This window comes from Clostridium beijerinckii HUN142 (assembly GCF_000621745.1).
Classification (GTDB): Bacteria; Bacillota; Clostridia; order Clostridiales; family Clostridiaceae; genus Clostridium; species Clostridium beijerinckii_A.
The window spans coordinates 36,679-52,103 of record NZ_JHXK01000021.1; the positions used below are offsets into that span (position 1 = coordinate 36,679).

The 15,425-nt window shown below is 30.7% G+C and carries 12 protein-coding genes and 1 pseudogene; 4 read left to right on the forward strand and 9 right to left on the reverse strand.

Features of this window, described 5'->3' with window-relative positions; all coding sequences use genetic code 11:
- Positions 1–199: 199 nt before the first annotated feature.
- The 5 genes and pseudogenes from T483_RS0111340 to T483_RS0111360 all read right to left on the reverse strand — a co-directional run bounded on the left by T483_RS0111340 (position 200) and on the right by T483_RS0111360 (position 5,675).
- Complete coding sequence (locus T483_RS0111340; RefSeq protein WP_026886954.1) at positions 200–2,038, reverse strand: ABC transporter ATP-binding protein; 1,839 nt, start codon at positions 2,036–2,038, stop codon at positions 200–202.
- On the reverse strand, positions 2,038–3,765 hold the full coding sequence (locus tag T483_RS0111345) for an ABC transporter ATP-binding protein (protein ID WP_026886955.1): 1,728 nt from the start codon (positions 3,763–3,765) through the stop codon (positions 2,038–2,040). Before T483_RS0111345 ends, T483_RS0111340 begins: the two co-directional genes overlap by 1 nt.
- A gap of 224 nt (positions 3,766–3,989) precedes the next feature.
- A pseudogene (locus T483_RS0111350) lies at positions 3,990–4,298 on the reverse strand (AI-2E family transporter); the annotation flags it as partial.
- Positions 4,299–4,424: 126 nt separating this feature from the next.
- On the reverse strand, positions 4,425–4,943 hold the full coding sequence (gene pssA, locus T483_RS0111355; RefSeq protein WP_026886957.1) for a CDP-diacylglycerol--serine O-phosphatidyltransferase: 519 nt from the start codon (positions 4,941–4,943) through the stop codon (positions 4,425–4,427).
- Between the two features lie 30 nt (positions 4,944–4,973).
- Complete coding sequence (locus T483_RS0111360) at positions 4,974–5,675, reverse strand: TVP38/TMEM64 family protein (RefSeq protein WP_026886958.1); 702 nt, start codon at positions 5,673–5,675, stop codon at positions 4,974–4,976.
- A gap of 164 nt (positions 5,676–5,839) precedes the next feature.
- Between T483_RS0111360 and T483_RS0111365 the strand changes: the two genes are divergently transcribed.
- Positions 5,840–6,529 carry a response regulator transcription factor gene (locus tag T483_RS0111365; RefSeq protein ID WP_026886959.1) on the forward strand — a complete coding sequence of 230 codons (690 nt, stop codon included), beginning with the start codon at positions 5,840–5,842 and terminating at the stop codon, positions 6,527–6,529.
- Complete coding sequence (locus T483_RS0111370) at positions 6,522–7,838, forward strand: sensor histidine kinase (RefSeq protein ID WP_026886960.1); 1,317 nt, start codon at positions 6,522–6,524, stop codon at positions 7,836–7,838. Before T483_RS0111365 ends, T483_RS0111370 begins: the two co-directional genes overlap by 8 nt.
- A 369-nt stretch (positions 7,839–8,207) precedes the next feature.
- Here T483_RS0111370 and T483_RS0111375 read toward each other — a convergent pair whose 3' ends face one another.
- From T483_RS0111375 to T483_RS0111385, 3 genes are read right to left on the reverse strand one after another with little or no spacing between them, the layout of a single operon-like run.
- On the reverse strand, positions 8,208–8,621 hold the full coding sequence (locus T483_RS0111375; RefSeq protein WP_026886961.1) for a GNAT family N-acetyltransferase: 414 nt from the start codon (positions 8,619–8,621) through the stop codon (positions 8,208–8,210).
- On the reverse strand, positions 8,621–9,016 hold the full coding sequence (locus tag T483_RS0111380; protein WP_026886962.1) for a winged helix-turn-helix transcriptional regulator: 396 nt from the start codon (positions 9,014–9,016) through the stop codon (positions 8,621–8,623). The genes T483_RS0111375 and T483_RS0111380 overlap by 1 nt, the downstream gene beginning before the upstream one ends.
- Complete coding sequence (locus tag T483_RS0111385; protein WP_026886963.1) at positions 9,016–9,609, reverse strand: LysE family transporter; 594 nt, start codon at positions 9,607–9,609, stop codon at positions 9,016–9,018. Before T483_RS0111385 ends, T483_RS0111380 begins: the two co-directional genes overlap by 1 nt.
- Before the next feature lie 237 nt (positions 9,610–9,846).
- On the opposite strand from T483_RS0111385, the gene T483_RS0111390 reads away from it, so the two are divergent.
- Positions 9,847–10,137 (forward strand): hypothetical protein, encoded by a 291-nt coding sequence (locus T483_RS0111390; RefSeq protein ID WP_026886964.1) that lies wholly within the window; start codon positions 9,847–9,849, stop codon positions 10,135–10,137.
- Between the two features lie 278 nt (positions 10,138–10,415).
- A complete protein-coding gene (locus T483_RS0111395; protein WP_026886965.1) occupies positions 10,416–10,739 on the forward strand; it encodes a hypothetical protein in 324 nt (107 codons plus the stop codon).
- Between the two features lie 371 nt (positions 10,740–11,110).
- On the opposite strand, the gene T483_RS30125 is transcribed toward T483_RS0111395, so the two are convergent.
- Complete coding sequence (locus tag T483_RS30125) at positions 11,111–15,277, reverse strand: GH32 C-terminal domain-containing protein (protein ID WP_051560354.1); 4,167 nt, start codon at positions 15,275–15,277, stop codon at positions 11,111–11,113.
- Positions 15,278–15,425 lie beyond the last annotated feature (148 nt).

The following is a 15,425-nucleotide window of genomic DNA, read 5'->3' on the forward strand; positions in this document are numbered from 1 at the left end:
GCATGGCATAAAATATTCATATCTAAGCTTGATTAAGAGGTAGACATTTATTTCTTCTACCTCTTAATTAATTTTATATAGTTTACATGACGTTTCCTAGCTGTAAATTTTCACCTGTATTAAAAATCTCTAATGTATTTTCGGTATAATCATCTAATAGAGCTTTATTTTTTTAATATATAATTAGGCACTAGTTATTTTATATTTTTTTAATTCTATCTGAAAATTGGCTATTATATATTTTATTATACAATCCACCTTTAGCTAATAATTCTTTATGTGTACCTTGTTCAACAATATTTCCCTTATCCATAACTAATATCTTATCAGCATTCTTTATGGTAGACAATCTATGGGCTATTATAAAGCTTGTTCTACCTCTCATAAGATTATCCATAGCATTTTGTATTTCTAATTCTGTACGTGTATCTACACTTGAAGTAGCCTCATCTAGAATTAAAATTGTGGGATTTGCTAGAATTACACGAGCAATGCATAAAAGCTGCTTTTGTCCTTGAGATATTGATGAATTTTCATCACTTAAAACTGTATCATATCCACGTGGAAGTGCTCTTATAAAATCATCAATCTCAGCTAGTCTCGCTGCCACTTTAATTTCAGAAAGATTTGCCCCTTCTCTTCCATATGAAATATTATCCTTTATACTTCCGTCAAAAAGCCAAGAGTCCTGAAGCACTATACCAAATAAATCTCGTAAATCACTTCGTTTTAAGCTATAGATATCAATACCATCAATTTCAATTTTCCCACTGTTTAAGTCATAAAATCTAATAAGTAAATTTATTAATGTAGTCTTTCCTGCACCAGTTGGACCAACTATGGCAACTTTTTCCCCTGAGTTAACTTTTAAATCCACTCCCGAAATTAAAATCTCTTTTCCATATCCAAACCTTATATTCTTAAACTCTATATTGCCTTTTGGATTTGATATTACTTTGTTATCTTTAATATCTCCTTCTTCTTCAACTTCATCTAAAATTTCAAATACTCGTTCTGCTGATGCTATGGCTGCCTGCATTGAATTAAATATATATGCAGCCTCAGTTAATGGCTCTGAAGCTTGATCTACATATTGAAAAAAAGCCTGGATTATTCCAATAGACAATCTTCCTTGAATAGCAAATATAGCTCCCACAATAGCTATAACTACATAGCCTACCTGATTCATCAAGCGTATTAAAGGATTTATGGCATAAGTGATAAATTGTGCTTTTTTCTCATCTAAATATAATTTTTCATTAGATATTTCAACAGCTTTTATTATATCTTCTTCCATATTAAATACTTTTACTTCCATTTGTCCAGTAAAATATTCTTCAATTTGTCCATTGAATATTCCTAAAGACTCCTGTCTATTAGTAAAATAGTTAATGCTTTTTTTCTCAAACATAGATGCTGCAACGATTCCCATGATAATAATAAAAATAGCTATTAAAGCTAATATCCAATTTATAAAAATCATAAAGATAACAGCACCTATTATTGATAAGACAGCTGTAATAAATTGCATAAGTCCTGACTGCAGTGTATCAGATACTTTTTCCAAATCATTTGATATCCTGCTTAGAATTTCTCCTTTTTTATGTGTATCATAATATCTTAAAGACACTTTTGTAAGCTTTTCACTTACCTTTTTCCTTATTGATAATACTAACCTTTGAGATACAGATGCCATTATATACTGCTGTATATAATTAGATATAAATGATAACAAATATATCCCCAAAAGCATAAGGGCCAGCTTCATTATAATATCAAATCTTATATTAAAATAATTACTAGAAGATGTATTTTTTATTCCATCGTATATAGTATTAATAGCTTCACTAAAAATTAATGGGGAAACCATGGTAAATGCTAAACTCATAATAGCAAAAAATATTACAACTATTAACTTCCATTTTTGATTAATGAGCAGCTTCATTAGCCTTTTTAATGTTTTCTTTGTATCTTTAGCTCTTTCTACTGATATTTCACTATCCAAGGAGAGTATATCATTTGATCTTTCATCATTCATTAGGCTAATTCCTCCTTGCTAAATTGTGATTCTGCTATTTTTATATAAATAATACAATTTTTCATAAGTTCCTTATGGGTTCCTATGCCTACTATTTCCCCTTTATCCAAAACTATAATTTGATCCGCTTCCATAATCGTACTTATTCTTTGGGCAATTGTTATAACAATTGAATCTTTCAACTTTTCCTTTATTGCTTTTCTAACCTTAGCATCTGTGCTATAATCCAAGGCAGAAAAACTATCATCAAATACATATATGTCACTTTTCTTTATTAAAGCCCTTGCAATACATATTCTTTGTTTTTGTCCTCCTGAAAAATTACTACCTTCTTGAGATACTGTTGAATCGTAATCAGATTTTAATTCCATTATAAAGTTATCAGCTTGGGCCGTTATAGCAGCAGTTTTCATTTCCTCTAACGTTGCATCTTTTTTTGCATGCCTCATATTGCTAGCTATAGTTCCACTGAAAAGAAATGCTTTTTGTGGTGAAAAACTTATCATATTCCTTAAATCTTTTTGTGTAAACTTTTTTATATTAATATCATTAATTAATATTTCACCATTCTTTACGTCATGTAATCTTGGTATTAATTTACCTATAGTACTTTTTCCTGAACCTGTGGCACCCATAATTGCAGTTGTTTTCCCACTCTCACATGTAAAGTTTATATTCTTTAATGCAAGCTCTTTAGCATCCTTATATGAAAATGTAACATTTCTAAATTCAAGGATTCTTTTATCAGGTAAAGTCTTCTGAGCCGTTTTTTCATCTACTATTTGAGGATTGTATTCTAGTATTTCTAATATACGCTTAGAGCACGCACTAGCACGTGGTAAATTCATAAGAACCATTACAGACATGACCAAATATACAAGTATAATTATTGAATATTCAATAACAGCCATAATATCTCCAACTAACATTTTTCCATCATTTATTCTAACAGCCCCAAACCACAAGATAGAAACAGTAGATAAATTCAGCATAGATAATATTAATGGCATACCCATAGCAAATATCTTGTTCATTTTTATATTAATATCAGAATAACTCTCGAAGATATTATCCATTAGTTTTTTTTCATACACATCACGATTAAAAGCACGTATAATTCTTATTCCAAAAATAAATTGCCTTACTCTAGAATTTATTTTATCTAGCTCTTCTTGCATTCTAATTGATATAGAAACAACTCTTTTACTTATAAGTAAAAGAAATATTAAAAGAGCTATTCCTGTCATTAGTATTATTAAAGCCATATACTTATCTTTAAAAAATGCTAACAACATTCCAATTAAGGTTATAAAAGGAACAGGAATAATCATTTCAAAAATCATTATTACTGTATTTTCAACTTGATTAACATCACTTGTACATCTTGTTATTAAAGATGAAGTGGAAAATCTTTTATAATCTTCTATAGATAGCTTTTGTGAATGCAAAAATATTTTTCTCCTCATATCTCGAGAAAGTGTTGCTGATAAATCAGCTGATAAATATGTTGATACTATAGCTAGTATTCCAGTAAGGATTGCAATACCTATCATTACCCCACCAGTTTCTAATACATAATATAGATCACCTTTTACTACTCCATTGTTAACTATATTAGCTGTCAAGGTTGGAACAAATAATATTCCCATTGTTTTAAGCAATATAACTATAACTAATGAAATAACAGTTGCTTTATTAAACTTGAAATACTTAAATAACTTTAGCATAATCTTTCCTTTCATTCATACTGTTTATAGTTTTTAAGGCACATGAAAGAAAATAGCAAGTTCAAATTTGCCGAGGCTATTTTTTCATCAGATAAGGAAGCAGATTGCTATCATAGCGAGCTATTATAGTAATCTGCTGATAAGCGAGCGTATGAGAGTCGAGCTTCCTATGATGAAAAATAGGCAGGCGGATTAACTTTTTATTTTTTCGATAGTGCCTAAATTTAACTTTTAAGATTTATGGAGTCATCTGATACCTTGACCTCTAAAATAAACATAACTAAAGGTATTCCTAGAAGTAATCCCCATGTTCCCATGAATTGTTTTCCAATTATCAGTATTATAAATATAAAGAATACTGGCAATGAAGTTTTATCAGACATGAGTTTTGGATTTAATATGTAACTTTCTAAGCTATGTAATAAGGCAATCATCACAATAACAGATATTATTTTAATTACTCCTTCAACATTAAATGCTATTAAACAAAGTGGTATTAAAGAGATTATAACCCCAGCTACTGGTATAAAACTTCACCCTCTTAGATTGTTGCAAAATTCATTTTTAATTTAAGCTCTAAATTTTATATATAACTCCTGTTCATTCTTCTTTGCTTAAGGAAACAATATAAAATCTAATTTCAAATAATCTTAATAAATTTAAATCTTTTTTAACTTTAATTTTGACATCATTAAATATGCAAGAATCATCATTAAAGTAATTAATAAGGTTATTGCAATACTATTACCAGGTACAAACAAAGAAAACAATGCAAGAATTGAACCAGCAATAGTTATTGGAATCCCAGTAAAAACCCCATCAAATTCACTCACATTATATTTTGCTAATCTATAGCAACCACACAAAATATAAGTTAGCATAAAAATAATTCCAAATGCTCCAAAGCCTATATTGGAAAAATTATATTTAATAAATACAAGTAGCGCTGGTGCAACTCCAAAGGAAATCAAATCTGCTAGGGAATCTAATTCTTTTCCTAATTCACTAGATACATTTAAATATCTAGCAATTCTTCCGTCATACCTGTCCACTAAAGCGGCTGCAATTATAAATATGGCTGCTTCCAAAAAGTCTTTTTTCAAAACTTCAATTATTGAAAGAATTCCAAATGATAAATTCATAAATGTCAGTAGGTTTGGTATAAATTTTTTAAACATTTCTTTACTCCTTTTTATATAAGAAATTGACTACATATTTTCATTGATTTGATTAGCTTGTGAGAACTTATTTATAAGCTTATCTTTATAAATTATCCCGAGGACAAATAATGTTACTGCTATAATTGAAATCACTATTGTTGATATATAATTTCCATAATGAATATTTGATCCTATAGCTACTGAAGCTAAAAGCCATGGGAATCGACTAACAAGTAAGATTCCAAAGAACTTTAACGGCTTAATTGGAGTTAATCCTGCTACATATATCAAAAAATCTTTTGGCAATCCAGGTATGATAAAAAATATAAATAGTGTAATAGCGAATTTTTTACTATTCGTAAGATCCAAAATCCATTGAGATGTATTCTTTTTAATTAGCTTTTCTATAAACGCCCCCCCTATTAATCTAGTGAAATAAAATGCTATAACAGCTCCAAAGAGCATTCCTAAAGTCGTATAAATTAATCCAATGGTCACTCCATATATATATCCACCAGCAACTTGAATGACCTCGCCTGGAATTGGTGCAATTACAGTTTGTAGCATTTGAAAGAATATAAATAAAAAGCTCCCAAACTTACCAGTTGAAATTATATAATTCCTAAACTTATCAAGGGACATAGTTATCTCAATAATATATGGTAAATACTCAATAGTTACTGCAATTGCTAATGTACCCAATAGAGCCAATAATGCTTTTCCTATTAATACTTTTTTTACTCTATCCATAATCTTTTTCCTTTCATTTTTAATTTGATAATTAAAAGTTTATCTATAACATCTTAAAATTAACCTACGTCAAATCTTAAGAATTCTTAAGTCATCTTAAATAATATAGCTTTAGGATATGTTACGTTATATACTAGTAACAAATGGAGGTGTCTAATTATACTATGAGAAATATTTTAATCGCAGATGATAATAACGAAATAAGAGAAATAGTTAAGGTTTTATTGGAAAGCGAAGGCTACAATGTACTAGAGGCTGTAGATGGCGAAGATGCTATAAGTAAAGTTGATGAAAACATTGATTTAATAATACTTGATGTAGTAATGCCTAAAAAAACAGGCTTTAAAGCCTGTGTAGAAATTAGAGAAAAAACAAGTGCACCAATTTTATTTTTAACAGCTAAATCTCAGGACTCAGATAAGTATATGGCATTTTCTGCTGGAAGTGATGATTATCTTTCAAAACCATTTTCATATACAGAATTAGTATCAAGAGTTAAAGCTTTACTTAGAAGATATTATGTTTATAAGGGAAAGGATACAAGTGACTTAACAGATTCGATTAGTATTAACGGGCTAAAAATAAATATAGCTTCTAACGAAGTTTCAATAGATGGAAAAGAAATAGTTTTGACTGAAATTGAGTATAATATCCTTCTTTTGATGTCTAAAAACCGTAAAAAGATCTTTTCGGCACAAAATTTATATGAAAGCATTTGGAAGGAGCCATATTTTTACTCTTGCAATAATACAGTTATGGTTCATATAAGAAACTTGCGGAGCAAACTAGAATCAGATCCACAGAATCCCAAATATATAAAAACTGTTTGGGGAAAGGGGTACAGGATTGAATAGAAAATTTCTATCTACTAAATTAGAAGTTAAATTAATCATATCCTTAATATTCTCATTTATTATATCTGTTTGTATATTTCTCTTAATACAAACAATAGGTGACAATATATTAGATCATTATTTTGACAAAACCTCTTTTCTTGCAAATCAAAAAATGCAAGCTATATCAGAGTTTAAAGAATATGTATCAGGTAATGACTTATCAATAAATGATCATGATAAAATAGAAACCTGGATTCGTAAAAACAAGAATGTGAATCTTTATATTTATAAAGATAACAATCTAGTTTATGCTTCTAATGTAAATAATGAAGTAACAAATTATGAACAATATAAAGAAAGTCCAATATTCCCTAGTAATGCTCTTATCGACATATCATTTATTGACGCTGATGCAAAAATGCATATGGAATGCTTTTTTGAATATAAGTATTACTATATTCTAGCTTTTGTTGGAATAGCGATATCTTTACTTTGTTTTATAATCCTCATATTATTTTTTATTAATAAAAAAATAGCCTATATTGGATTACTTGAAAATGAAATAAAAATATTAGAAGGTGGAGATTTAACGTATGATATTACTATAGATAGTAATGATGAACTTTCATCATTAGCACAAAGCATTAATGATATGAGAAAGTCCTTTATGGAAAGACTAGAAAGTGAGAATGAAGCAAGACTTGCAAATAGTGAATTAATTACAGCACTGTCACATGATTTAAGGACTCCTCTCACAGCATTAGTTGGATATTTGGATATTATAGAATATAAAAAATATAAAACCGAAGAAAATTTTAGACAATATATTCATAATAGCAGAGAAAAGGCATATCAAATTAAATATCTATCAGATAAATTATTTGAGTACTTTACAGTTTTTAATGCTCATGACAGCTTAGAATTAGAAACCTTTAACGGAAACGAACTGCTAGAACAACTAATTCAAGAACAAATTTTCATGTTAGATGATAAGGGATTTTTATTTGATCTTTCCTCTTGTAATACACCTTTTTTCCTTAAAGTAAATTTAATATCAATACAAAGGGTTTTTGATAATATTTTTTCTAATCTATCTAAATACGCAGATAAGTCTGAAGTAATTAAAGTAAAATACTATGTTGAAAGTGAAAAATTATTTGTTACTGTAGAGAATCAAACAAACAATTTGAAATCATTGGATAGTACAGGTATAGGATTAAAAACTTGTAAGAAGATTATAGATATGCATAATGGAAAATTTTACATCAAAAGTACTGATGCCATATTTTCCACTACGATAACTTTAAATATAAGATCATTTTGTTAACAAATAAATTGAAAAAATAATACAAGAAGGATTATTTCAATCACTAATTTCATCCCCAAGACATCTTGTATAAGATCTTTGATAAGCAAGAATCAAAAAATATCTTGCTTGTCTTATGACTATAATAAGTTAAAACAACTTATTAATAACAGTATTAGTTTCTTTGCCTGCCAGTATTTCCATAAATCCAACATACTATATGTATTACCTAAACATTTTAAGGACTCCACCAATAGAAAAACAGCTGAAATGGAAAATTGTTATGGTAATAGACAATGCTAAAATTCATCATACAAAATTGATACAACCATTTCTGTTTTCCCCATCTAATATAGGTAATATTTTAATATAGTAGTTTTTCAATATTCATTAGCACTGATTATTAAAATTGCAAAGTTGCATTGCCACACCATCTGTCATAATTTTAAATCCAAATCTTTCATAAAAAGCTGCATTTTTTCTCTCTTCTGGCATAATCTCAATATATAAATAATCCTTGTACTTTTTCTTAATCCTTTCAATCATAGTTCCAGCAATTTTCTGTCCTTGATAATTAGTATTAACTAAAACATAGTGAATATATGCAACCATTTCGCTGTCATCTAAAACTCTCACTAGACCAACTAATTTATCTCCATCCCAAGCTGTTAAGACTGTAGAAGAATTCATCAGCGCTTTATATAATCGACTTGGATACTGTCCTGAAACCCAGCCAACAGATAAGAATAATTGCTGTACTTCCTCTTGTGTAAATTTCTTTTCCTCTATGTAAGTAATCGCCATTAAAAAATTCCTCCTTTTCCATACTTATAGTCACATTTTTTACATTGCGTCATTGTATTTTCATTATCTTCCTTATGATATGCCCCTGACCATCTGCAAATACTCTGCAAAATAGGAACCACAGAGTGCCCCTTCTCAGTAAGACAATACTCCACACGAGGAGGAATTTCATCAAATGATTTTCTTAACACAATATCATTTGCTATCAGTTCTTTTAGTGTTGATGCCAGAACTGCATCCGTTATATTACTCATTTCTTTTCGAAGCGCACTGTATCGCAAAGTGCCTTTTCCAGCCAAAACGCATATTATTCGTGACTTCCACTTTCCACCGAAAATTTCAAGACCATATTCAAGTGGACACCTGATGTCATCTTCCATTTTATGTTGATACATTAACTTCCCCCCCTTACAATATCAAAAGCACAATACAGCAGAAATAGGCTCAATATAAAATTAATAGGCTTGTAATATTTTTCGTAAATATGCTGCATTTTAATTCCAAGAAATGCCCATGTTAAACAAGCTGCACCTCCAACGCTTACTACTCCTACACCTGCCAAAAGCAAACCTGGCAAAGTACTAATATGTGGAGCAAGATAGACCATAAGCAGAGTCATAATATAAAAATAAATTTTTACATTTACAAATTGAAGATAGAAACCTTCTCTAAATGACGCTCCCTCATCTTTTTTATCCTTTAGTGGTTTGCTCAAAAAAATGTTTACCGCTAACCAAACCATATATATACTTCCAATATATTTCAGCACAACAAGCACTGGCGTGAGATAAGCGTTCAATCCATATATTGCCATAGTACAAATAAACTGCACACATGCATAACCTGCACAGATTCCAAAAATTAGTCGCTTTCCTTTTTTCCATCCAAATTGAGTTGTAGTATTTAGGGCTAGAATATTTCCAGGACCTGGTGTAAAAGAGCAAACCAGCATATATCCTAACATTGTCCAAAAAACTGATATCGACATTTTATCCTCCTATCTTTCTTATAAGTCCGTAACAATTCCAGATTGCTACGCATCTTTCATATTCAAGTGAATTTAAAACTATTATAGAAGGCTGTCTATATATTAACAAGTAACTATGAAATTTATTAGTAACTTATAAATTTACGGATATCTTTTTCTCTTAGAGTGCTTGAAATATAATTATACCAGACTCAGGAAAGCAAAATGAGTCATATGAAAAAATTGGAGGTAATACTTATGAAAGTAAATGCTTATTTAGAAATCACAATGAAAATCGAAGAAGCTAAGCGTCCTGCGGCTGCTAAGGTTTATACTGATTATCGTGGACCATTTCTAGAAACAATTGAAGGTGCTTTGACAAAGGATCTATTAATTCGTGATGAGGATGTTCAGGTACTTCATGGCTTCGATAGCGTAGAACATGCACAAGCTTACCTATCAAGCTCAATGTTCCAAAATGATGTATTCGTAGGCTTAAAGCCACTTTGGAGTGCTGACCCAGATGTAAAGATTTATAGCGTGGCATAATTTCTTGAAACATAACGTAATTTATCCGTGCATCACTATTTGATGCACGGATTTTTTATAAGAATAGCTAGACCAAATCAACTTTCGTATTTGTACCTTCCTTTTTGAGCTAGCCCATTATATATGCATTTTTCTTTATAATCCTCAATACTTTAACATTGTGCAATAATTTACTTACCATCTTAATATTCGAATAGTTTTTTTTAAGTTTCACATAATAAGAATTAAATGAGTTAATATTTTATTTATTATAAGGAACTTGGAAGGTGGATAATCTAATGAAAAGATTTATTGCTATATTTTCTATTTTTCTATTTTTGTCATTTAATATAAAAAGTCCAACTGTTATGGCACAACCTTTAAATAAAACCTTGTCTGAAGGTATCTATAGAATGAAAGACTTAGACTTAATGGAAAATATTATATACAATATTCAAAACGGCTCTTCTGCAACCATTTTTATGATTATAGTAGATGATAACGAGCAGATAATAGAATCACGTCGTTTGCCTGCAAACTCAGCTAAATACAACATTGGACCTTTCAAATATGATGATAAACTTGTAATATTAGGTCCAGGTTCAATAACCCTCACAGAGTAATAGCATCAAACTACTTGAAGTATACAAGGATGGTTAGCCACAGATGCTAATACTAGAAAAAATACTATAAATTTTAGTATTCTAACAAATGTGCACTCAATGGTTGAAACTTTTCCACTAGAACAAATAAATTCAGCGTATGAAAAAATGATGACTGCTAAGGTTAACTTTAGAGCTGTTTTAACTGTGAAATAGTTTAATTAGACTTTTTGTTATAAAAACAAATTCACTGAAAACTACAAACTATATATTTCTTTTCTTCATTACAAAGACAATACTGCCTTTCAGTTTAAGATAGTATTGTCTCATTTTCTTACAATAATTTAAATATAATTAGGCTTAAATTTCTCTACTTCCACACAATCAAAACTTTACTTATTTATATTTTCATTTACTTTTTCTGCTGTTTCTGTCACGCCAGATTCAGTTGCATCTGCTCCTGTTGTTTTATCTCCTGAAGTATCAGTTCCAGCTACATTTGTTGCTACTGTTTCAGCTGATGTAGTTTTATCTCCTGCCATCGCGATTTCCTTTTTCTCTATTCCTGCTGTTTCATCTACTGTTACTGCCGCTCCTGTTGTTGTCTCAGTTTTCGCTATTTCACCTCCTATAGAATTGCTATTAAGTACTATATTCCTGAACTCGGATGCTCCATTCCATACATTCAATCCAAATTTCCCGGTTGTATAATAATCCTGAGTTATATCACATACCTTTTTACTATTTATCCAATAAATAATATGATCTCTATTTAGCTCAACTTTTAAATGGTATCTATTATATTGTGCTTCTGGAACATCACCCTCTGCAAATGTAACCTCTTTCATGCCGCCAGTTCCATCTGGAACTTGTCCAAACAATCTATAATGACCCCATTTTCCAACATTAGCTATAATTCCTCCATCTCCAAAGTAATTATCGCCTTGAGCAAGTAATACAACTCCTGCTACATCACCATTTGCTGGATTTTGATTATGCCAATCACCTAAAATTTTAGAATCTGTATCTAAAATATAAGTTCCTTGACTTGTATCTATATTCTGATCTGAAATTGCAAAACCGTTGTTGTTTTTGCCACCATCTACTACATAACTATCATCAGAAACATGTAAGTTCTCTGGTGAATTATCAAAAGTTAAACCTGAACCTGAAATACTTGTTTCAGTACTTGGAACATCATTACTAAGATTTACATTTTTAAATGATGTTGCTCCTCCATAAACATTTAATCCAAATCTTCCTGTTTCATAATAGCTTTGTTTAGTATCACAAACTAATTCGTTATTAATCCAATATTTAATATGCCCATCACTAATTTCTGCTTTCAATTTATATATGCTATCATCAGTCTTTGGAACTATCCCACTATTTAAATCGCTGACTTGTGGATTTCCATTTGCATCAAGCCCTGTGAAGACAAACACTCTATATTCGCCATTTTTATTTATATTAGCTATTATAGAACCTTCCTTTGGGTTTGCACTTTTTGATAATAATACAAGGCCTGCAGTACTTCCATCTGACACATCTGCATCTGCTTTCAAAGTAGAAACCTTTCCACTTACATTAGTTTCTTGTGCCACAGCAAAGCCATCACCCGAACTACTTCCTATATAACTGTTATCTTTTACATACCAATCTCCAGTAGTTTCAAAATTAGTTAAGTCTTTTATTATACTGCTTGGATTGCTGTCATACACACTTACATTAATTGCTTTGCTTGATTTTTGATCTTTTGATGTAGCTGTTAAGTTTGTATTTCCAACGCCTTTTGTTTTAAAAGTAGTTTTTTCATCATCTTGATTTACAATTTCTAAAATATTAGAATCAAATTTCCAAGTAACACCTTGCTCTGCTGTTTCTGGAACCGTAGCTGTATAAATAGTAAATTCATCACCTACTTTTTTGCCTAGATCACCTTCACTCAATGATACTAATGCAGAATCTTTACCAGCAACCTCATTATTCCAAATACTACTTAATGAATAATATTGAATTGTAGCTGTTGAATTTCCACCAACTGAATATACTTCAACGCCATCACTAGAACGATTAGGGAAAATTTGAGCTGAACCAGTTACTTCACCATTGTTTCCATACACTTCTACTGAAGCTGCATCTACAAAAATGTGTAATTGAATCTTACCGTCAGATGTTTTACCCATTTTTTGACTATAAGCTTGTAAAAATTTATCTGCACTTGGTGACTTTCCTGATTTTGAACGGTCAAGTGTTACTTCTTCAGTTTGAGTATTATATTTAACTATAGTTTCCTGATCTGCAGATTTTCCAACTCTTAATTTGAATCCAACTTCTGTTGTATTTTCATCTGGTGTGAACTCTGCTACAATTTCATATTGGCTTCCTGATAAACCGCTCATAATATTAGGCTGATCTGGAGAAATTATAACATTATTAAAAGTCGTAGGTGATTTACGTAAAGTTTTATATTCGTCTATTGGTTGTTGTATTAAACGAATTCCTGCATCTGTGTTAACTAATTTTAATTCAGTTTGTAAATCAAAAGATCCATTAAAAGTCTTTGTTATAGAAGCAACATTATTGCAGTAATCCCAGTTATTCATCCAATTAATCATAATTCTTCTTCCATCTGGTGTACCGTTTTCGCCTGTACCATAATAAGTTTGAGCAGCATATGAGTCTTTAGCAAAATTCATAGGTAAATGTTCATCATTATCCGTAACGAATTTCCACACACCACCTACTTCTTTGAAATCTCCAACTCTATAATATCTGCCACCTTCACTTAATACCCATTTATATGTTCCAGTATCTCCAACTTCTAATTTATATATATCTGGACACTCTGTTTGAATTTCTGGCTGCATTCCTTCTGGTTTCCAAGTTTTTAAATCTGTTGATGAGAAAAATCTTAGTGGTCCGCCAGCAACTACCATAAACCATTTTCCATCATTATAGAATACTTTTGGATCTCTAAATGCCGAATTATTCAATGGATCATTTTCTGCTGCAATAACAGGGTTTCCTGCATACTTAGTCCATGTTCTTCCATTATCTTTGCTATAAGCAATACACTCTTTTTGTTTTTCTGCACCGTTATCCATATAATCTTGAGTATAAATCGCAACTAATCCACCACCAGCAATTCCATCAAAGAAGCCAGTCGTATTATCCTTATCTACAACTGCTGATCCTGAGAATATTGTTCCACCATCATCTGGTGCTAAAGCAATAGGTAACTCTGTCCAATGAATCAAATCTTTACTAACAGCATGTCCCCAATGCATTGGTCCCCATACTGAAGCGTCTGGGTAGTATTGATAAAATAAGTGATATTCACCATTGAAGTAAACCATTCCATTTGGGTCATTTGCCCAAGCTTTAGCCGGAGAATAATGATATTGTTCACGATAATTTTCTAAATAATTAGTCGAAGTACTCGGATCAACATCTTTATTAATACTATCATTAAATATAGTCGTAGCCGATTCAAGTGCCATTACTGCTGAATCTATATCTTTTTGCGTAGAACCTGCATTATCTACAACCGTTTGTGCTAGATCAATATCTATTTTAAATGTGGACTTCGCCCCAACTTTATACTGCCCTACTTCCGTTCCTTCTACTGCCGCTTCATATTTTGCTTTTGCAGTTGTTATTGCATTTATTAAGGATATTTTATTAACTTTACCATTATCATTATAATAACTGCTATCAAATATAGTCGTAGCTGTAGAAAGTGATAATACTGCTGAATCTATATCTTTTTGTGTAGAATACGTATTGTTTACAACTGCTTGTGCTGCATCAATAGCTATTTTAAATGTGGATTTCGCCCCAACTTTATACTGCCCTACTTCTGTTCCTTCTACTGCTGCTGCATATTTTGCTTTTGCAGTTGTTATTGCATTTATTAGTTCTTGTTTGTTAACTTGACTGCTGCTACTGCTACTACTGTGGTGGTGGGATCTTTCACTACTTGTAGTATTTGTTGAGTTGTTTTGTTCATTAGTTGTTGTATTTGATGTGTTATTACTGTTACCTTGAGTATTTGTTTCAGCTATTTTAACTCCATTTGAATTAAATGTCTTAGTTGATGCTAAATCTGAACCTATTGCTTCTCCACTCTGTGCAAATGTATGAGTTGCTCCATTTATTGTTATGTCTCCTACCCTCATAGCTCCTGTAGTTTCATCTAAAAAATAAGTTTTTCCATCTATTTTTACTACTCCAGTTTGCATTGTTCCTGATGTATCTGCAAAATACCACGTACCATTATCACTAATCCAACCTATCTTCATTTCTCCTGATGGCTGCATATAATACCATGTACCACTATCATTTATCCAGCCTGTTTTCATTGTTCCTGAATTATCAAAATAGTACCACGCACCATTATCGTTAACCCAACCTATCTTCATTTCCCCTGAATCACTTAAATAGTTCCAATTCCCTTCATTTTGTATCCAAGCTGCTGATGCACTTACTGAAGTCAGCGTTGCTGTTGTCATAGTTGCAACTGTTATTGCTATTAACTTTAACTTTAATTTCTTCATTTTTTTACCCCTTTTATCGTTATTTTTAGAAGTGTTTATCCTTTGATTCTATAAATATAATTATTTTAGTAATGTTAAATTTGTACTTTCATAAGAATTTACTATACTATATGAACTCCTCAACTTTAGGTAACGTTTACTTTGCGAT